Here is a 19,551-nt window from a genome sequence, read left to right as displayed (position 1 = left end):
TTTTAATTTTTGATTTTATTATGAATCATGCAGTTTCCAATTAAGGCAAAATTTCCGGTCATAACCTTAATATAATATTTTGACTATAAACTATTAATTATTGATTTTTTACGCTAATTTTTGAGATGTACTTAATGAATTTACACCCAAATTCAATTGATCTAACAATCCAAAAAACTAGCCTATGAGCAATTTTACAAACAAAATTAGGGCATCAGTGTTTTTACTAACACTCTTAGTTTCCCTTACAGCAGGAAAGCTTCTAGCCCAAACCAGCATTTCTGGAACAGTGACTGATGCAGAGACCAAAGAGACCTTAGTAGGTGTTAATATTTTGGTGAAAGGCAAAGTAATAGGAACCATCTCTGATTTGTCTGGGAAATACTCCTTAAATGTCAATCAAGCTCCTCCATTCACGTTGATCTTTTCTATGATTGGCTACACGCAACAGGAAGTGGTGATCAGCAGCGCACAAAGCAAAATTGATATTCAATTAGCTGAGTCGACCATAATAGGTCAAGAAGTAGTTGTATCTGCTTCGCGAGTTGAAGAAAGTGTAATGCAGTCACCTGTATCTGTGGAGAAAATGGACATCATTGCTATAAGAGATGCTCCTCAAGCAAGCTTCTACGATGCTATCAACAATATGAAAGGCGTGGAAATGAGCACCCAGTCTCTCCTATTCAAATCTTTCAACACCCGCGGATTCAATGCCAATGGTAATGTCAGAACTGTTCAGCTGATTGATGGGATGGATAATCAAGCTCCAGGCTTAAATTTCTCTGTGGGAAACATAGTTGGTATCTCAGAACTTGATCTAGAGAGTGTTGAACTACTTCCAGGCGCTTCATCAGCACTTTATGGACCAAATGCCATTAATGGTATTTTGTTGATGAATTCTAAAAGTCCATTCTTATACCAAGGACTTTCTGCAAGTATGAAAACGGGCATTATGGACCAAGGAGACAGGGTTGGTAGGGATAATAAATCTCAAGCAGCTACTGGTTTTTATAACTTCAGTGCTAGGTATGCAAAAGCAATCAGCGACAAATTTGCCTTTAAAGTAAATTTCGAATACTTAACAGCAGATGACTGGCAGGCAAATGATTTCCGAGATCAATCACTTTTAAATGGATCAACCATTGAAACAGGAACTACTTCCAATAATCCAGCTTACAATGGTGTAAATATTTACGGGGATGAAACGAATGTGAATATGCTTTCAGTTGCACAATCTATGGTTCGAGCTGGAGTTTTACCATCTGCAGCATTAGGGATTATTCCAAATATGGCAGTTTCTAGAACAGGGTATATGGAAAGAGATATTGCTGATTATGGCACCAAATCCGTAAAGTTTAATGCTGCACTCCACTATAGAATCAATGATAATATAGAGGCAGTGCTTCAAGGTAATCTCGGATTTGGCACTACAGTTTATACTGGAGCAGACAGGTATTCCCTTAAAGACTTCACTATGGGACAATACAAGGCTGAATTAAGAGCTTCCAATTGGTATGTAAGAGCATACACTACTCAGGAACGTTCAGGTGATGCATTCGCTGTGGGAACCGCAGCACAAGGAATCAATGAAGCATGGAAAGCTAGTACAAGATGGTTTCCAGAATATGTAGGGGCTTATGCACAAGCTGCTGGAGCTGGACTTCCTTCTGATCAAGCACACCAAGCAGCTAGAGCTTTTGCAGATCAGGGAAGATATATGCCGGGTTCTACAGAATTCAATAATTCACTGAGTGACGTGACATCAAGACCTATTCCAGGAAATGCAAGTGGAGTTGGAGCGAAATTCGTTGATAAAACAAATTTGTATCACTTCGAAGGATCTTATAATTTTTCAGAGCAAATCGAATTTGCAGAGTTCGTAATAGGAGCTAATTATAGGATTTATGATTTGAACTCCAACGGGACCTTATTTGCAATGGATGAAAACGGTGATGAATTTAATATCAATGAGTACGGTGGATATATCCAAGGTTCTAAGAAGCTTTTCAATGATAAATTTAAACTGACTGCATCTGCACGTTACGATAAAAATGAAAACTTTGAAGGGCAGTGGTCTCCAAGGGTATCTGGCGTTTTCACACAAGGAAATCACAATTTTAGAGCTTCCTACCAGACTGGGTTTAGAATTCCAACCAACCAAGATCAATACATTAATCTTAATACCCCTCAAGCTCGTCTGATCGGAGGATTACCTTTCCTTGCAAATCAATACAATTTGAATACAAATTCCGGCTATACTTTGGCGAATGTAACTAGTTATGGTGCTGCAGTTTCAGTGGATACAAAACCTGGCTCACCTGTGTACCAGCAGAGTATTCAGCAGGCTACTCAAATCGCTATAACTCAAGCAACTCAGACGGTAATACAGCAAGTTCAAGCAGGCTTAATTCCGGCAAGTGAAGCTCCTGCAGCTATTGCGGCCCTTGTTCCTTCACTTGTACCTGGAATTGCTGCACAACTTGTTCCAGTTAATGCTGCTGGAGCCAATGTAGATAAATTGCAACCATACGAGATCAAAGAATTCAAACCTGAAAGAGTAAAATCTTTTGAGGTAGGATACAAAGGTATCTGGGGCACCCGATTATTGGTAGATGCCTACGCTTACTTTAATAGATTCGAGAATTTCAACGGTAGTCAAGTACTTGTACAAGATGCTTCAGAAGCAGGACTTGCAGGTCCTAATGCGATCACAGGTCTAAACTTAATCGGAGTAGGTCCAGGAGGTAGAAATGTATACTCAATGCCTGTGAATAGAACAGAAATCATCAAATCTTGGGGATGGGCAGCAAGTATGGATTACAAACTTCCCAGGGGATATACTGTAGGAGGTAATGTTTCCTTCAATACCCTATCCAACTTAGATGAATTAGCTGAGACTGGTTTCCAGCCTAGCTTCAATACTCCTGAGTATCGTTATGTATTGAACTTTGCAAACAGAGAAGTAATTGACAACCTTGGATTTGCAGTGGCCTATAGATGGCAAGGAGAATTTGCTTGGCAATCCTCTTTTGTAAATCCAGCAGTGTCTAGTCAGCAATTAGCTGTAATTCCTGCATATGGAAGTTTTGATGCGCAAGTGAGTTACAAAATAAAGAGCATCAAGTCTATTCTTAAAGTTGGTGGATCTAACCTATTTAGTAAAGGATACACGCAAGCTTGGGGTAATCCAACTGTTGGAACTATGTACTTTGTCAGCTTGACTTTTGACGAGTTCTTAAATTAACAAGCAGAGTATCTTAATTTGTTTAAGAGCCATCTCGTACGATCGAGGTGGCTTTTTTTCATTTACCACATATTCGTAATATACATTTACTAATCATCCTGAAGTATTTTCATTTAAGTGATCTCTAGCTCTTAAATCTGAGCCACATTCCATATAAAAAGTAGAACTGGCAATGAAAGATATTCAGATTAATTATTGAGTCACCAAATCTCTTAGGACTAGGTACTATTGAGAAAGATTACCCCAAGCCTATCACATACTAGATAACAATCACTAAGGAGTATAGACGAATTTGCAAAAGACAAACACTTCTCGATGGAAAAAAAATCGGGATTACCACGCCTGTGATAATCCCGATATCTAGTAAGTTAAATACAAATCAATTATTCCCACTCCTTTTTCAAAGTACCTAGAAAACTTACCAAATCTCGAATTTCACGCTTGGTAAGCAATGCCTTCATATCAGGCATGCTGGAAGGAGAATATTTACGTTCCGCTATGCTAGTATTCATGATCAAGGTATCTGGCTTAGCTCCTACTTTTATTACTATTCCATCCGTTTTCTCTTCCATTAACGTCCCGTTTAAAGTCGTCCCATCTTTCAATTCAATCTGTACAATTCCATATCCCGGAGCCAAGTGCTTACTTGGATCTATCAAGGATTCAAGCAGTTCAGTGTTCGTTCTTCTATTAGCTATGCCATTCAAGTGTGGGCCTGCTACACCACCCATGTCATCATACCCATGGCATCGGATACATTGTGCGGTTTGATTTTGAAAGAAAATATTCCTACCAACTCTAACACTTCCACCTTCTAGGGCTCCACTATACAGCTCCACTAAATTCCCATGGGTACGCGTTTCTTGTATTTCGTCGTATTTAGCTCTCAATTCAGTTGATTGAGTCGCATCAATTGACTCCTCCAGCTCAATCATCACTTCATTAGGCAATTTATTTGCTGCCAAATCATCCAAGATCGTATTCCAGAGAGGAAGAGCTGCAGAGTTTTCAAGATTGCCGAGGCTAAGTAGGCCAGCTTGTTTTTCTGATGTTGACTTATTTTGTATCACGTCTTGCAATAAACTCACCATAAGCTCCTGTGAAATGTCTGTTTTGGTCAAAAGGTCCAATCCAACCACTCTAACAGCCATTGATTCGTCCTTCATTGCAATAGCAATAGGCTCAGAAATCCTACTTGGATTAGCTGAAGAAAGAGCCAAAATTGCTGCCACACGAATTTTTTCTGATTGATCATTTTTTAATAAAGAGACAAGCTTCGTCTCCGCGTCAGCTATTTTCAATTTGCCAATTGCTTTTACTCCAGCTTCTCGAATAGCCTCATTTTTATCATTTAAGGCACCTAAAAGAGCGGATTTTACTGATTCTTGGATAGGTCCAAGATCTCTTTCCACAACACCACGGTTTCTACCATCTACTCTATCAAGCACTGATGGTTTCGCCCATGTGCCTAAGGTGGCAATGGCTTCCGCTTTCAAAGTAGAATTTACTCCTGGCTTTGCAATGTAACTTTTTAAGTTGTCCATAGACTTCTGAGTACCAACTCTTAGATTAGCGCTAATGGCTCTTCTGATCAATGGTTCATTTTCGAAGCTTGTAGTCACCAGTAGATCACCTAAAGCTGGCAATGAACCCTCGATTGAGAAGTCATCGTTGATAGCTCTTGCAGCCTCTGTCACGATGTATTCATCCTTATCAGCAAGGAATGCTGTAATGCCCGGATCGGCCATTCTACGCAATGCTAAAACGGCGCCCAAGCGAACTGCATTGGAAGGATGTGATGATAAGGCGATAATCGGATCTTTCTTATTGATTCGTGCCAAAGCTAAACTTGCCGCATGACGTAAAAATGCATCTTCATCATTATTAGCTTCCAAAACTCCTATCAATCCGTTGATGGCAGGTTCAAAAGCAATTCTTCCCAAAGCTTCTGAAGCGAAAAATCTCACTCGGATCTCTTTATCTGTCAGTAATGGTAAAAGCGCATCCCCAGCTTTTGCATACTTAATATCTCCTAGCCACTTGGCTGCCTGAGCTCGAATCTCAGGATCTTGATCTTTCAATAATGGAATTAGAGCATCTGCGTAATCCTTTTTCACTATTCTTGCCAATTGGCTAATCCCAACTATAGCATGTATTCTAGCATATTGATTGGTTCTTTGAGCAATTGAAGCATGAAAAACTTTAGCTCCATCATCACCTCTTTTTGCTAATTCAAACTGCGCTTTTCTTCTAATTCGCATATCTTCATCACCTAGAAAACTACTTAATGCGTCATCAGTAAGGGTTTTGAAGTCAATTTTCATTGTTTGGGAAGTGATCTTTCTAGCTTCCCAATTAGCTCCCGCCTCATCCTCAATTTTCCAAATTCTACCTGAATTCTTTGTATTCCATCCATCTTTCCAATCAGCAAAAAATAAGTTTCCATCAGGGCCAAAATCAAGGCCTGTTGCCAATACGCCTGACATGATATTCTCTGTTTGAGACATCTTAAAAGATGCTCCATCGGGTTCTAATTTGAAAGCATGTATACCTGACCTACTTGGATTTCCTACGAATGAAGCTACAAAAAAAGTATTTTTCCACTTTTCAGCTAAAGCTGTTCCAGGGTTATAGACCATTCCAGTGGGTCCATTGATGTAGTTTTGTATAGGAGGAGTGATATAAGCCGCTTGACCTTCATGTCTCGGGATAAATAGCTTTTCATCCATCCAAACTTTGTAGGTGTTGTTATCTGGATCTCGATATTTACCAAATTGCCAGTTGGTTCTCCAGCCTGTATCTGAGCCATTGACTAGATATACTAATCTTTCGCTTTCTCCAGGATGATCACCATCATTATCTACAGAAATAAGGTTGTTGTAGGCATCAAAGGTGAATTCATGCGTATTTCTTACACCCATAGCAAATATTTCAAAATCACTTCCATCTGGATTTGCCCTTGCCACCACGCCTCTGTTTGGGTATTTCCATTCAGTGCCATCTGGTCCTACTCCATTGAAACCTATATCTCCAATTCCCCAGTAGATTCGACCATCAGGACCAACTTCTAAACCAGACATTCCATGTCCACCAAAACCAATATGAATTCCATAACCATGAGAAATAGACTCTTTCTCATCCATTATTCCATCGCCATTTTTATCAGTAAGTCTCCACACATCTGGACCTACTCCCACAAATAAATTATCTTCAAATTTCAATAACGCTCCTGCCACATCTGTGGTAACATCATTGAAATCCTGCACCATGATCTGAGAATAGTCTGCAAGACCATCCCGATCTCGATCTTCTAGTCTAAATAGTTCCTCTCTCTCCACAGTCATGTCTCGCCAGTCATGTGATCCGTCACCGTTCACATCTGCAAGCCAGGTGTTTTTATCTGACATCTCAGGCGAAAGCGTCTTTTGAAGAAATGCCCTTTTTTCTTCAATAGTCTGAAGACTGATGGATTCAATTTCCCAATCCTGATGCTGTCTAATGTCAAATTCAGAATTTTTTTGCCGATTGGTTCGGGTGTAATAAACACTACCATCATCCGTCACCTGTATAGAAATTGGGTCATAAACTAACGAGTCAACTGCCCATAGCGAAAGTTTTAAGCCTGGAATGAGTGTTGCATTGATTCCACCTTCGGCAGCTTCTACCATTGGTGCAATTTCTTCCTTAGTCAAGGTTCGTTCTCTTAGATCCACTTTTTCTTGCTTGCTACAAGAAATCATTAGAGGGATTGAAGCAGCCAAAATAATTTTGGCATAGTGTCTTGTTTTTTTGGGTTGAGGCATAGGTTACTTTTGTTTTTCTGGTCTTGAAATTAACAAAATTAACCATGGCTTTTGAGCCTTTGATTCGAAAACGCTGTAAAAACAAAAATCCCGATCAAGGATCGGGATTTTGTGCACTTTTAACCACTAACAACCATAAAACAAAAATAATTAAAGACTAAGCAATAATCAGCTTTATGTCTTGGTAGTCGGTACGGGAATCGAACCCGTGTTTCATCCGTGAAAGGGACGTGTCCTAACCCCTAGACGAACCGACCATTAATAACCTAAACAATACTTTTCACAACTTCCTGATAATCAGGCGACAGTAGTCGGTACGGGAATCGAACCCGTGTTTCATCCGTGAAAGGGACGTGTCCTAACCCCTAGACGAACCGACCATTAATACCCTTCGAAAACGTGCTTTTCTCAATGGTGATGCAAATATAGAGGGTTAAGTTTTTAAAACCAATTTGGCTTCGAAAATTTCTTTGGATATTGAGCTAAAAAGCTGAGACCAAAGGAATAAAATTTTCTTGAACAGGTTTGCGGTTGATTTTCCTATTTTTGAATCCAATTAGAAAACTAACAATGAAACCAGCCAACGAGATCAGAATAGCAATTAACGGATTTGGCCGAATAGGAAGATATACCGCAAAATTAATTTTAGAAAACAGTGGACTTAACCTTGTCGCTATTAATGATTTGGCTGATCAAGAAGCCATCTCACACTTGCTCAAATACGATTCAATTCATGGTAAATCGGAACATAAAATTGAGCTTCAGGGGACAATTCTGAAAGTAGGTAAACATGATATTCAACTTTTTGGAGAAGCTGATCCTGAAAAACTTCCATGGCTCGATTTAAATATTGACTTAGTCATCGAATGCACGGGAAGATTTACAGATAGATCGGGAGCTGAAAAACATCTCATAGCTGGCGCAAAAAAGGTAATAATCTCTGCTCCTTCACTAGATCCTACCATAAAGATGATAGTTCTAGGAGTAAACGATTCCATTCTTACCGGGAATGAAAGAATTGTTTCCAACGCATCCTGCACTACAAACTGTCTCGCTCCTATGGTCAAAGTGCTGGATGATAATTTTGGGGTTGTTAAAGGTTTTGCCTCTACCGTTCATTCCTATACCAATGACCAGAACTTGCATGATGCTCCGCATCGTGATCTTAGAAGAGCTCGAGCGGCTGCTTATTCCATTATCCCTACTTCCACCAATGCTGGCAAAGCATTGGATGTAGTCCTCCCCGAATTGGCTGGTAGGATCGAAGCCTCCGCCATGAGAGTTCCTGTACCTGACGGCTCACTAACTGACATGATTGTAGAACTGAAACAAGAAGTCACAGAAGATCAGATAAACTCTGCATTCCGTCAGGCAGGTGCTGGCTATTTGAAGGGATTAATTGAAGTAGAAGACTCTCCCATTGTCTCCATAGATATTATCGGAAATCCACATTCCTGTATCATCGATTCAGCACTAACCTCTGCTAAGGGAAAAATGATCAAGTTGGTAGGTTGGTATGATAACGAAGCGGGCTACGCTAACCGTTTGGTTGACCTAGCCCGCTTGATTTCTAAAAAGTAACTTATTAATTAGTCTTTTACACGGTTTAGGGCAAGGAGCTTCACTATAAAATTTGGCAAATTTTTGGTGTTATCTCGCTTGCTTAGATTCAAATACCAACCAATTTTCTCCATAATTGGTACTTTAAACGTCTCTACCATTTCGATAAGTGTTCCATCAGGATCTTCCAAATAGGAGAATCTACCCGCTGCTTTACCCATATCAAATTCGTTTCCACTATCTACAGTAAGATCCATCCCATCCTTTAAAAGATTATCCTTGATGTTAGCCATTCCATTAACATCAAAACAAACGTGTATAAAGCCGAGATCTCCCCAATTTCTATTTTCAAAAGCTCTATTTCTTGGCTTAGCATCAGTTTCTATCAATTCGATCTGAGACTGGCAAAATAGCTTACCAAAAGCTCCGGTCATCACAGATGAACTCTGGAGTATCGCTCTTCTATACGCTGTCTTCCCTTCTCCTACTTGTGCAAAATCATCCCAAACACCAGTTTCGTCACACAAAATTTCAGTCTGTTTCAAATGCTTTTGATAAACTGGAAGTGCAGCGTCAATTGAAGAAACTCCTACCACCACACCTAGAACACCACCTACATGATCTTTACTTTTATTGAACCAAGAGTCATTTTCAATCAGTTCGAATGTATTACCATCCGGATCTTTTACAAAAAAATGCCAGACTCCGATTGGGTTTTTAGTAGGTTTGCCAAGCATCACTGCCCCCACACTTTTTAAGTGGGAATACGTTTTTTCAATATCATGGCATCTCATTTTCACTGCCAAAATCCCTAAATCTTTCCAAGTCAGCTGTTTCTCCGCTGCAAGTGGGACTTTAGAGGTGTACTGCCAAATCTCAAATCCTCCGCCTCCCTGCATATTTAAAGCGAGAATGGCATGTCTGCTTTCTACTTTTCCTGAGGTATACCGAATCATTAGTTTGGCCTCTGCGCTATCCTGAAAAATTGGCACGTCCATACTGAATGCTTTCCTATACCAAGCCCAAGCTTGATTTGCATCTTTTACTCCTATCCCTACTTGCTGAATGCCATTAATTGTCGCTTGCTTCATTCCACTACCGTTATGCTTATACTTCTTTTGCTTAAAAAATTTAAATATAAACTTTTGATTTTGGCTGGCTTAACTTTTAACAAAAAAAGAGAGAAAGCCATGGAATTAGCTAATTGTACTTTTAACCAACTGTTCTCTTCATATTTCCGAGCTGAAACTCTCATTTCATTTGGAAGAACGTGAAAATCAGAATTTTGCTTGATACGCCTAACAAGTTCAAAATCCTCCATAATGCAAAAAGAGGTGTCAAATCCTCCTAAAGAATTAAAAAATGACTTTAAGATAAACAAAGACTGATCGCCACCTCCTGAAAAAACCCCGTTGAATCGAGTAAACCAAGAATTGCATTTGAGAAGTGAACTAGCACTATCAAATCTAAAACGCAAGCAGCCAACATTCTTACCCATAGCAATACTTTCTAAAATTACCCTAGCATATTTACTGCATGGCAAAGTATCAGCATGCACAAAGTAAAGTATTTCAGCAGTGGCATGCTTTGCTCCTAGGTTTAATTGAGCTGCTCTGTTGCGAATGGGTGATTGCAAAACCTGTACTCCAAATGAATTAGCTATAGCAATAGAGTTATCTGTAGAACCCCCATCTACTAAGATTATCTCTGAAATTAAATCATCGCCCTCTTTTAATAGAAAAGGAAGCAATTCATTTAAATTCACTGCCTCATTGAGACAAGGTATAATTAAAGAGATCTTTAGATTTTCAGTCAACTCTTCGCTTGATCGAGTAATTCTTGATATTATTTTCCAAGACCACTTTTTGAAGAATCCCGTTCTCGTAGTAAAAACGGTTCATGCTACCATTTACATCAATCTCATAGACACCCTTTTCTACCTCCCTGACGGTAGTAAGCATTCCAAAATTCTCAGACATTAATACATCTCCTGCTTTAGGCTCTTTGAAATACAACTTTGCAGGTGTGTCATATACAGCCTTATTGATCGACTCCTCATTATGGAATTTGTAAGAATTAGCATCTATATCATAGTGATCCTTATTCCACTTAATCGTTGTAACAAAGTTTCCTCGATTGGAATCAGATTTAGTGGTTGCCTTCATCAGTTGACCATTTGCAAAGTTTACATTCTGTAAAAATTCGACATGAATTTTCCCAAAAAACCAGAATTCTACCTTACTGTGAATTTGATAATCCTCCCCTGTAGCTGACGTAACTTTATCAGCCTGCATGCTCCCAATGGTGAAACCGGCCAGCACAATATCATAGTTATTGGTTTTCGTTTGACTGAATCCTTGTAAACTAGACCCAAAAAAAACTAGCAGAAATACTATAATTAAACTAACTGATTTATAGCTTTTTAATAACATATATCTTTATCAAGAATTTATGGATGAATACAAATTATTATCTCGACGAACTAATGTTGGAGTAAGTTGGGGGTTTCCTTTAATTTTACCAAAATATAAAGAAACATAACGATTAAAGTTTATCCTTAAAGTTATCCCAATCTTCTTCAATGTCGACATCTGATAGTACAGGAAGAATCGCAAAGGTAATCCCATTTGCTTTTAAATAATCTTTGGTTAAAGCTGTAACCCGATCTGTACTCCAAGGAATATTACTGAATAATCCCGGTACAAATTTTCGCATACCGAGCAAATAATATCCTCCATCATGCGCGGGCCCTATCACCACTTCCTGATCATTTAACGCTTCAAATGCTTCTGAAATGAGTTCTGGAGTAATCTCTGCACAATCCGTTCCTATTATAATCAAACGATCAAATTTTTCTTCGAAAAGTTGTGCAAATGAATTACACATCTTTTCTCCTAACTCTTCACCTGACTGCAATTCAAATCGGTAATCTGATGGATATTGCGTAAGATCATCTTCAAGATAATTTGAGAAAAATAGGATCTTCTCCGCAGGCGATTGAGAAACTATTTTATGTGTATAATTTACCAGCTGCTGATAAGCATTGAAAGCCCTTTCATCACCAATAGTTGCTGCAAGTCGAGTTTTAACTTTACCGAGTACTGAATTTTTTTGAAAAATAACTATTCCTTCTTTCATATTAAGCTGTAACACCTCCGCAACTAGATCCAGCACCTGCGGTGCAACCGAAGCAGTGATTTTTGACGATTATATTTCTTTTGATTAGTGATTGTTGATTCCAGTCTTTTAAATGCTGCGAATCTTGGGAAGTTACCTTCAATTCAAGCATTTGGTTGAAATCACAATCATACAAATATCCATCCCATCCCACGGAAATAGTATTTCTACACATCACACCAGCTGCTGCGGTCGGATTAAAACTGTCAATTAGCTTTTCCATATATCCCTCATAATTCCCACTTCTGATCAAGTATTCCAAAAATCTGCTAATCGGAAGATTGGTGATCGCGAAAAGTGAATTGAAAGAAATGTCAAACTTATCTGCTAAACGTTTCTTGAATTCGGCCTCCAAACCAGCCTGAGCAGCAGGCATAAATGCACCTGAAGGGTTATAGACCAAATTTAAAACCAAGCCAGTCCCTTCTATCCCGTACCCCTGTTCGTTTAGTAGCTTTAGTGCTTTAATGGATTTTTCAAAAACACCGTCTCCACGCTGAGAGTCAGTTTTCATAGCCGTAAAATATGGTAAAGAAGAAGCAACTTCAATTTTATGCTTTTTAAAGAACAGCGGTAAATCGTAGTATTTAGGATTAGCCAAGATGATCGTAAGATTACATCGTACAATTATAGTTACTTCAGAATCTATTGCTCGGATAGCTTCTACAAACCAACGGAAATCCGGATTCATCTCTGGTGCTCCTCCAGTAAGATCTATGGATGTGATTGAATTATTTTTCAATACTTCCAGGCATTGCTGCATGGTTTCACGCAACATAATTTCTTTGCGATCAGGGCCAGCATCGACATGACAATGCAGGCAAACTTGATTACACATTTTTCCCAGATTGATTTGTAAGACTTCTATCTGGGTGGGTTTGAGTGGAAATAAATTAATTTTCTTCAGTTCTGAAGCAAAACGATCTCCAGAAAAATTTGGCATGTCCCTTTCCAGGTAGTGTATTTCGGTTTCTGAGCTCGATAATGGATGATCTTGTGCTTTGAGAGATTTCATTGATTACATGGAGATTTCTTTCACCTTATTCATCATTTGCGTGGCATGCACCAGAGATGCGCCAGCTCTTATAGCAGAAGCTACATGGACAGCCTCCATCATCTGTTCCTCATCGCAGCCTTTTTCCATCGTGTCAGTGGTATATGCATCGATGCAATAAGGACATTGAATCGTATGAGCCACAGCAAGGGCAATCAAAGATTTTTCCCGGGCTGTGAGAGCGCCTTCAGCAAAGACTTCACCATAATAGTCGAAGAATTTATCAGCCAGAGGCTTCTGAAATTCACCGATTTTACCAAAATTCTTGAGATCGTCTGGATTGTAGTATGTTTTCATTGCCTGTAGTTTTTTGTCTATTTACGAGGTAAAAGCATTAGATGGACTAACAACCCGTTTTTTATAGAATGGGTTTAAGTTCTGAGCATTTTTCATAAAGATTCTAAAAACAAGAACTGAAAAGCTTTGTAGATGTTATATTAGTTGTATTGAATACAGAACTTTTAAACAAAAAACGACATGGGATTACGATTAGGCGACATGGCCCCAAATTTTACGGCCGAGACTACAGAGGGAAAAATTGACTTTTACGAGTATTTAGGTGATGGATGGGGAGTTTTATTTTCTCACCCTGCTGATTACACTCCAGTTTGTACTACGGAGCTAGGAGCTGTAGCTAAGCTTCAAGCTGAGTTTGCTAAGAGAAATACCAAAGTATTAGCATTAAGTGTTGATGATTTGGAAAACCATAAAGGTTGGATTTCAGACATCAATGAAACTCAGAACACCACTGTCAATTTCCCTATTATTGGCGATAAGGACAGAAAAGTGTCAGAATTGTACGATATGATTCATCCTAATGCAAGTGAAAACTTCACCATTCGCTCCGTTTTCGTTATTGGAAATGATAAGAAAGTAAAACTCATTATCTCTTACCCAGCGAGCACTGGCAGAAACTTTGATGAATTACTCCGCGTGATAGATTCTCTACAACTCACTGCTAATTATTCTGTGGCTACTCCGGCAGATTGGAAGCAAGGTGAAGACGTGGTAGTATCTCCAGCGATCAAAACTGAGGATATTGCTGCCAAATTTCCGAAAGGACATAAAGTTATCAAACCTTACTTAAGAATGACTCCTCAACCAGACTTATAAACAACTGGTATTCAATTAAAAAAGGCTTCCAAATGGAAGCCTTTTTGTTGATATGTATTTTAAAATACCTTAGGATTCAATCATTAGAAAATTTGCTTTTGCAGCATCTTTCCGTATTGATTTGGCATGTTGATAGCCATCAGAATTATACCAAGCTTCTGCTTTTTCTTTTGAAGGAAACTGGAGCATCACCAATCGCTCATGATTCCAATCTCCCTCTAGAATTTTCACTGGATTACCTCTCAGCACGAACTTACCGCCATAAGCTGAAACTGTCGCAGGAGTCAGTTCCTTGTAAGCGTTATACTTTTCCTGATCTGTGATATCTACTTCTATTATTACAAAAGCTGGCATACAATCTAATTTTGGTTACAGATAAATTTACATCAAATATTAAGATCAGTCAAACCCAACTCCGGCTGCAAATCTCGTTTTGGCAAAGGATACCTTTCTCTTTGAAAGCAATTCATTCAAAGTGATTTTGGAACTGAAGACAGAAACCTCTCTACTGTTGACTAAAAACAAACTACTTTCTCCTATTTCAAATTTCCTTATTTCCCCTTGTAGCAACATTTCCAATGCGGCTACATTTCGTGTATACGTATTGATCTGAGAATTTAACGCACTCCAGCCATTTAATTCATTTTCGAGCTTAGTGCGAAGCTGAAGTTCCTTCAAATCTCTGGAATTCTGCTTAAAATCAATTTTGGCTTCAGCCAAACGCATCCCTCCTCTGGCTTTTCTCCACATCAGTGGAGTATAAACGGTAAGCCCCCATTTGTAATTATTCTCAAAGAAGCCTGCCTGATCAAATTGGTTAAGATTCTCAGTTAGGAAATTATACTTGAGTTTTACGACAGGAATAATCTGCTGAGCCTTGAGCCTCCTGTCTACATTAAGACTGGCCAATTCATAATCTGCCAGCATTAACTCAGGATGATCCCCCACCAATACCCTCAATTCTTCCTCATTCAATATCAATGCTTGTTCAGTGTATAACTTTTCAGGAATAGTCTCCTGATTCAAAGCAATAGGATTGCCTGACTCATCCCAGAGAAAATTTTTGAGATTCTGAGTTCTAATAAACAACTCATTTTCGGCTTTTTGAAGATTGTATTCCCTATTCAACAGTTGTGAAGCTGCTTCCACCGTGTCAATAGCTGGAAAATCTCCTTGCTCGTAACTGGTTTTCACTCCTTGAAATCTCATTTTTGCCAGGATTACGCCTTCGATTAAAAGTGACCTGTTTTCATAAGCTAGGGACCAATTCCAATAAGCGTCAGTTGCCTGTAGATACAATTCATTCAGCATGCTTTTTCGCTCCGATTCCGTGGACTGCTGATAAATTTGTGCTTTACGTAGACCTGCTCTTCTATCATCCAAAATCAGTCCTTGCCCCAGATTCACGGATGCTCCTGCTGACAATAAACCTCCCGATGGTACTGAGTTTTCAGGATTTAGATATTGTCCTGAGTTCTGCTCAAATGATCCATTAAGTTCGATTCCAGCCCATGTTGGGATAGAGATTCCAGCTTCCCGCTTATCGTAATACGTCTTTTCGTCGTAGCTTTTCTTGTCCAAATTCCCATAAAGCAAGGGATCAAAACCACCTCGTGCCGTGTGAACTTCCATTTCACCCATGGTAAGCATAATGTCTGCCTGCGCAGAAAGTGGATGATAAGCGTTCACCCATTCAAGATATGTATCAAATGATAAGGTATCAGGCACCTGAGCCTGAAGGCTGAGGCCGCTCGCAATTAATAAGAGTGTAAAGAGAGTCCTTTTCATTTCTTACTTTTTGCTATGTCTTCTTTCTGAATCCTAGTGTAGTAATCTGCAGGGAATCCATTCAGCTGACGCCAGATTTCATACCAAACAGGAACGTCATTCAGCAAGGCTATTCCATCAGCTCCAGATCCTACACGCAAAACCTCTGGCCAGGCTGCCTCTTCTGGATCCTCAGCCACTAAAACTCTGAATTGATTGCTCTTTCCAGCGAATTGATCGATCGCGACAATAACTCCACCAAATGTACCATTGGATAGCTTTGGCCAACCTGAGAATACAATTGCAGGCCATCCATCAAAGATGAATCGAACCTTCTTGCCAACTTCCATCAAAGGCAGATCTACTGGTGAGATATACATCTCTACAGCCAGTTCACCATTGGACGGAACGATATTTACGATTTGATCACCTTCCTTGATAGTCTCTCCCAATCCTACTTGAATTGCTTCAGCTATGTATCCATCCTGTGGAGCCAAAATATGCCTAAATCCAGTTCGTGCTTCATAGTTGGAGTATTGATTCTCAAGTTTCGAAGCAGAACCTTCCGCATCGTATTGGCTGGATTGAGCCGTGTACATGTCCGATTCGGCTTTAGCCAACTTATCTTTGAAATCATTATCTATCGCATCTAACTCCAATTGAGCAGATACGAAGGAATTTTTACTACTCAACAAACTATTCTCCACTCCAATTACACTGGCCTGAACCTCTTGAAACTTTAGCCTTCTTGTTTCCAAATCGGTGAGCGATCGTAAGCCTTCTTCGTAGAGCTTTTCTGCTCTTCCGAGTTGCTTGATACCAATTTCATAATTGACTTTAGCTTGCTCGAAGCGTATACTATCAGACTGAACCTGCAGTTCAGCCATTTGGAGTTTGTTTCTAGCTTGCTCCTTCCGAAGGATATTATTTCGTTTCAGCGCTGCTATCTGACTATCCAATGCTTTTACTTTTTCCTTATAAGAAAGCGCAGAAAGATTCTTTGCGTCTACTTGAAGCTGAGTTCTTGGAAGCAGTAATGAATCAAAGTATTCATCTTTCACTTCTGTTATACTGACAATAGTGTCTCCCTTGCTTACGAAAGCTCCTTCATTCACATACCATTTATCTATCCTTCCTGCTATTACTGAATGAATAGTCTGGGCTCTGTGCTGAGGCTGAAGCATAGTGACATAACCTTGGGATCGTATATACTGAGTCCAAGGCAGAAAAAGCATAAGAAAAACAACGCAACACGACACAAACAAAATTCTAACCCTTGTTTTCTTATGCGCACATGCAAGAGTCATCTTGAGGCTTACAGATTGCTCAAATGGCCTAATATCTTTAATTTTATTTTCAGAGATGTTTAACATAGTCTTATGAGTTAAGCGTCAAAAAATTCTGATATCCGGCTTGATTTCCTTGGAAAATAAGCTCACCGTTATCCATCACAATTACCTGACTAGCTTGCATGATTACTTCTATATCTTGAGTAACCATCACCAGTGTCCACTTTCCATTAAACAAATAATCCTTTACGCGGTTTTTTATCTCCTTATCAAGATGTTGAAGCGAATTCTCTAGAATCATTGCCTGAGGTTCACCCACAAGTGCTCTTGCTAGCATAATCGCCTGAGCCATCTTTCTTGAAAGTCCTCTGCCTTCTGGCAGAAGTACCGTTTGCAAATCCTCTGGCAATTGATACACAAAGTCCTTTAGTCCTACCAATTCAAGGAGAAACTCCATTTGTTTTGGTTCTATGTCTCTACCTACGAGTATATTCTCACCAATAGTTCCATGGAAAATCTGTTGCAGCTCCATGCAATTTCCTATAGAACTTCTGTACTTGTCCAGATGTATCATCTCCAATGAGAGATCATTGATCTTTACCTTGCCCTGATAGGTTTCATATAATCCTGAAAAAAGGGCAAGAATTGCGCTTTTCCCACTTCCACTTTTCCCAGTGATTACTGCCTTGGAACCAGGCTCAATAGTTAGAGTCACTCCTTTCAAAATAGGCTTAATTACATCCCTTGGCTGAAAAAGGACATCTTCCATAGCCAATTTGATTCCCTTGTATTGATTAGTGATATCCTTTTCGGATATATTGTGATCCTCAAGCTCCATGTCCATGATCTGTCCAAGTTTCTCAGAAGCCACAAGCGTGTCATAAACAGTCTCCAGAGAAATGATCAATTTTTCCACAGCATTCACTACCATTACGATAATTACTTCTGCAGCTACAAATTGACCTATACTGATTTGTCCATTGATCAAAAGCAAACTACCGGCAATCAAAAGACTAGTCACAATTAATACCTTAAATCCAATCAAAATTTTATACTGAAAAACTAATACTGAAAAGTGATGTGTTCTAAATTCCACATAACGTGCGAGAAGCTTGTCCACCCGAAGAATCGGGAGCTTTGAATTCCCTCCCACCAGTTTAAATGTATTTAGGGTACGTCCAATCTCTTCCAACCAATATGCTGTCTCATATTTATGCGTGGATTCCTTCATCGCAGTGGACATACCTTTGGGGCTGGTGAAATAGAATATCGTCACTAGTATAAGTACCAGAACTATCCCAAACAGAATAAAAGTCGCATGATAAAACGACAAAAGAATTAAACCGAAAATTACCTGAATCAGTGCAGTGGAGTACTCCACCAAAATCTTTGAAACCCCCTTTTGAAGATTTACAGTATCAAAAAATCTATTGACAATCTCAGGAGCATAGGTACCGTGAAATAGCTCAGATTTAATTTTCGGAAGTCTGTATGCTAAAGAAAGTCCAGCCTTGGCAAATATTCTTTGCTGTAGTTTTTCTGTGATTTGCAATTGGGAGATCTGTAGAAAACCACCAAAAGCAATACCTGCAGCGACAATAATAACTAATACCACCCAAGAAGTGGTAATCCTACCTCCTAGGACGAAATTCAAAATAGCCTGTATTCCAAGAGGTAGTGACAACGCTACCAAACCATTTAAAATGGCATAAAAGTAGATCGAATACACCTGATCCTTTTCCTCTTTCAGCAGATTGAAAAATCGCTTCATAGGAGTAATTGTCTTGGAATTATTCATTTGAGATTGCCTTTATTATTAAATCTTCAAAAAAAACGAGACGGTTTGACGAGTTTAGTGATTGCTCAGTCATGTTTGGTAAATGCTTTGCATTAAACGCATGAAGTAAACTGGACTCCATGATCGTGTAGGCCAGGGTTTTTGGATAGGGATAAGCAGGGTTTATTTCAAATATCAATTCAGAAATCCGCTCTCCAAAACTATATACTTGAGCAAAAATCCCATTTTCATGTTCTTCATCTACGGTTTTGGTCAGGTATCCTTTTAGTGATTCATTGACTACGATGTTACGCAAATCAGCAGGATTTATATGGACATTCTTGGTGAACACCGGCCCATTAACGATGAGTCTCATGGCAATAGATAAGCGAGCTTTGCTGCTTTCAAGATTTGCGGTAGAATAAACATAATTTACTTCCATCCATGCCCAATACCAAGCTGTAAGGTAAAGCAATAGCATATGCTTATTTTCAAAGTAGCGGTAAACTGCCGCTTCAGTCACGCCCACGCTGACTGCAAGCTTTTTAAAGGTAAAGCTCTCCATACCTAAATCCTGTATAAGCACAGCTCCGTTCTGGACTATGGATACACCCAATTCTGAGCTAAATGGTTCTTTTAGATAGAGATTGTCATGCACCTCCATCTTCATATTATTCACTAAGTTTTCCATAAAAGAGTCTTCTAACCTGTTCTAAAACGCATAAGTAATAGAAAAGTTAATAAATCTTCCAAAAAGTTAGTCTTAC

General features: G+C 39.2%; 15 protein-coding genes and 2 tRNA genes. 3 read left to right on the top strand and 14 right to left on the bottom strand.

What is annotated here, in order from left to right; genetic code table 11:
• Positions 1-184 precede the first annotated feature (184 nt).
• Positions 185-3,244, top strand: coding sequence for a TonB-dependent receptor (locus tag BVH02_RS10185; RefSeq protein ID WP_086501345.1), 3,060 nt, complete (start codon positions 185-187; stop codon positions 3,242-3,244).
• Between the two features lie 383 nt (positions 3,245-3,627).
• Here the strand turns inward: BVH02_RS10185 and BVH02_RS10180 are convergent, their stop codons facing one another.
• The 3 genes from BVH02_RS10180 to BVH02_RS10170 form a co-directional block, all read right to left on the bottom strand.
• Complete coding sequence (locus tag BVH02_RS10180; protein WP_086501344.1) at positions 3,628-7,047, bottom strand: HEAT repeat domain-containing protein; 3,420 nt, start codon at positions 7,045-7,047, stop codon at positions 3,628-3,630.
• A gap of 182 nt (positions 7,048-7,229) precedes the next feature.
• A tRNA-Glu gene (locus BVH02_RS10175) sits at positions 7,230-7,304 on the bottom strand.
• A 51-nt stretch (positions 7,305-7,355) separates the two neighbouring features.
• Positions 7,356-7,427, bottom strand: a tRNA-Glu gene (locus BVH02_RS10170).
• A gap of 190 nt (positions 7,428-7,617) precedes the next feature.
• Between BVH02_RS10170 and gap the strand changes: the two genes are divergently transcribed.
• Complete coding sequence (gene gap, locus BVH02_RS10165; RefSeq protein WP_086501343.1) at positions 7,618-8,628, top strand: type I glyceraldehyde-3-phosphate dehydrogenase; 1,011 nt, start codon at positions 7,618-7,620, stop codon at positions 8,626-8,628.
• A gap of 8 nt (positions 8,629-8,636) precedes the next feature.
• Here gap and BVH02_RS10160 read toward each other — a convergent pair whose 3' ends face one another.
• The 6 genes from BVH02_RS10160 to BVH02_RS10135 all read right to left on the bottom strand — a co-directional run bounded on the left by BVH02_RS10160 (position 8,637) and on the right by BVH02_RS10135 (position 13,135).
• Positions 8,637-9,698, bottom strand: a complete 1,062-nt coding sequence (locus BVH02_RS10160) for a VOC family protein (protein ID WP_086501342.1) — start codon at positions 9,696-9,698, stop codon at positions 8,637-8,639.
• Entirely contained in the window at positions 9,695-10,423 is a 729-nt protein-coding gene (locus BVH02_RS10155) for a TIGR04283 family arsenosugar biosynthesis glycosyltransferase (protein ID WP_086501341.1), read from the bottom strand. Before BVH02_RS10155 ends, BVH02_RS10160 begins: the two co-directional genes overlap by 4 nt.
• Entirely contained in the window at positions 10,416-11,039 is a 624-nt protein-coding gene (locus BVH02_RS10150) for a DUF6134 family protein (protein WP_086501340.1), read from the bottom strand. The genes BVH02_RS10155 and BVH02_RS10150 overlap by 8 nt, the downstream gene beginning before the upstream one ends.
• 112 nt (positions 11,040-11,151) lie before the next feature.
• Entirely contained in the window at positions 11,152-11,745 is a 594-nt protein-coding gene (locus BVH02_RS10145) for a TIGR04282 family arsenosugar biosynthesis glycosyltransferase (RefSeq protein WP_086501339.1), read from the bottom strand.
• Between the two features lies 1 nt (position 11,746).
• The gene (arsS, locus tag BVH02_RS10140; protein ID WP_086501338.1) at positions 11,747-12,799 is read right to left on the bottom strand and encodes an arsenosugar biosynthesis radical SAM (seleno)protein ArsS; all 1,053 of its coding nucleotides are present in this window, start codon (positions 12,797-12,799) and stop codon (positions 11,747-11,749) included.
• Positions 12,800-12,802: 3 nt separating this feature from the next.
• Positions 12,803-13,135 (bottom strand): arsenosugar biosynthesis-associated peroxidase-like protein, encoded by a 333-nt coding sequence (locus tag BVH02_RS10135; RefSeq protein WP_086501337.1) that lies wholly within the window; start codon positions 13,133-13,135, stop codon positions 12,803-12,805.
• Positions 13,136-13,315: 180 nt separating this feature from the next.
• Here BVH02_RS10135 and BVH02_RS10130 point away from each other — a divergent pair, with 180 nt between their 5' ends.
• Positions 13,316-13,951 carry a peroxiredoxin gene (locus BVH02_RS10130; protein ID WP_086501336.1) on the top strand — a complete coding sequence of 212 codons (636 nt, stop codon included), beginning with the start codon at positions 13,316-13,318 and terminating at the stop codon, positions 13,949-13,951.
• 69 nt (positions 13,952-14,020) lie between these two features.
• On the opposite strand, the gene BVH02_RS10125 is transcribed toward BVH02_RS10130, so the two are convergent.
• From BVH02_RS10125 to BVH02_RS10105, 5 genes are read right to left on the bottom strand one after another with little or no spacing between them, the layout of a single operon-like run.
• Positions 14,021-14,305, bottom strand: coding sequence for a DUF1330 domain-containing protein (locus BVH02_RS10125; protein ID WP_086501335.1), 285 nt, complete (start codon positions 14,303-14,305; stop codon positions 14,021-14,023).
• A 45-nt stretch (positions 14,306-14,350) separates the two neighbouring features.
• On the bottom strand, positions 14,351-15,739 hold the full coding sequence (locus BVH02_RS10120) for a TolC family protein (protein WP_086501334.1): 1,389 nt from the start codon (positions 15,737-15,739) through the stop codon (positions 14,351-14,353).
• Positions 15,736-17,091 carry an HlyD family secretion protein gene (locus tag BVH02_RS10115; protein WP_086501333.1) on the bottom strand — a complete coding sequence of 452 codons (1,356 nt, stop codon included), beginning with the start codon at positions 17,089-17,091 and terminating at the stop codon, positions 15,736-15,738. Before BVH02_RS10115 ends, BVH02_RS10120 begins: the two co-directional genes overlap by 4 nt.
• 4 nt (positions 17,092-17,095) lie before the next feature.
• Positions 17,096-18,805: a peptidase domain-containing ABC transporter gene (locus tag BVH02_RS10110; RefSeq protein WP_223271754.1), complete on the bottom strand. Its 1,710-nt coding sequence runs from the start codon at positions 18,803-18,805 to the stop codon at positions 17,096-17,098.
• A complete protein-coding gene (locus BVH02_RS10105; RefSeq protein ID WP_086501332.1) occupies positions 18,798-19,475 on the bottom strand; it encodes a TetR/AcrR family transcriptional regulator in 678 nt (225 codons plus the stop codon). Before BVH02_RS10105 ends, BVH02_RS10110 begins: the two co-directional genes overlap by 8 nt.
• Between the last annotated feature and the right edge of the window lie 76 nt (positions 19,476-19,551).

Origin of the sequence: Algoriphagus ratkowskyi, assembly GCF_002150505.1 — a bacterium.
Lineage (GTDB): Bacteria > Bacteroidota > Bacteroidia > Cytophagales > Cyclobacteriaceae > Algoriphagus > Algoriphagus ratkowskyi.
Note: the sequence above shows the minus strand (reverse complement) of the source record. Positions and strands in the feature narration are given on the sequence as shown.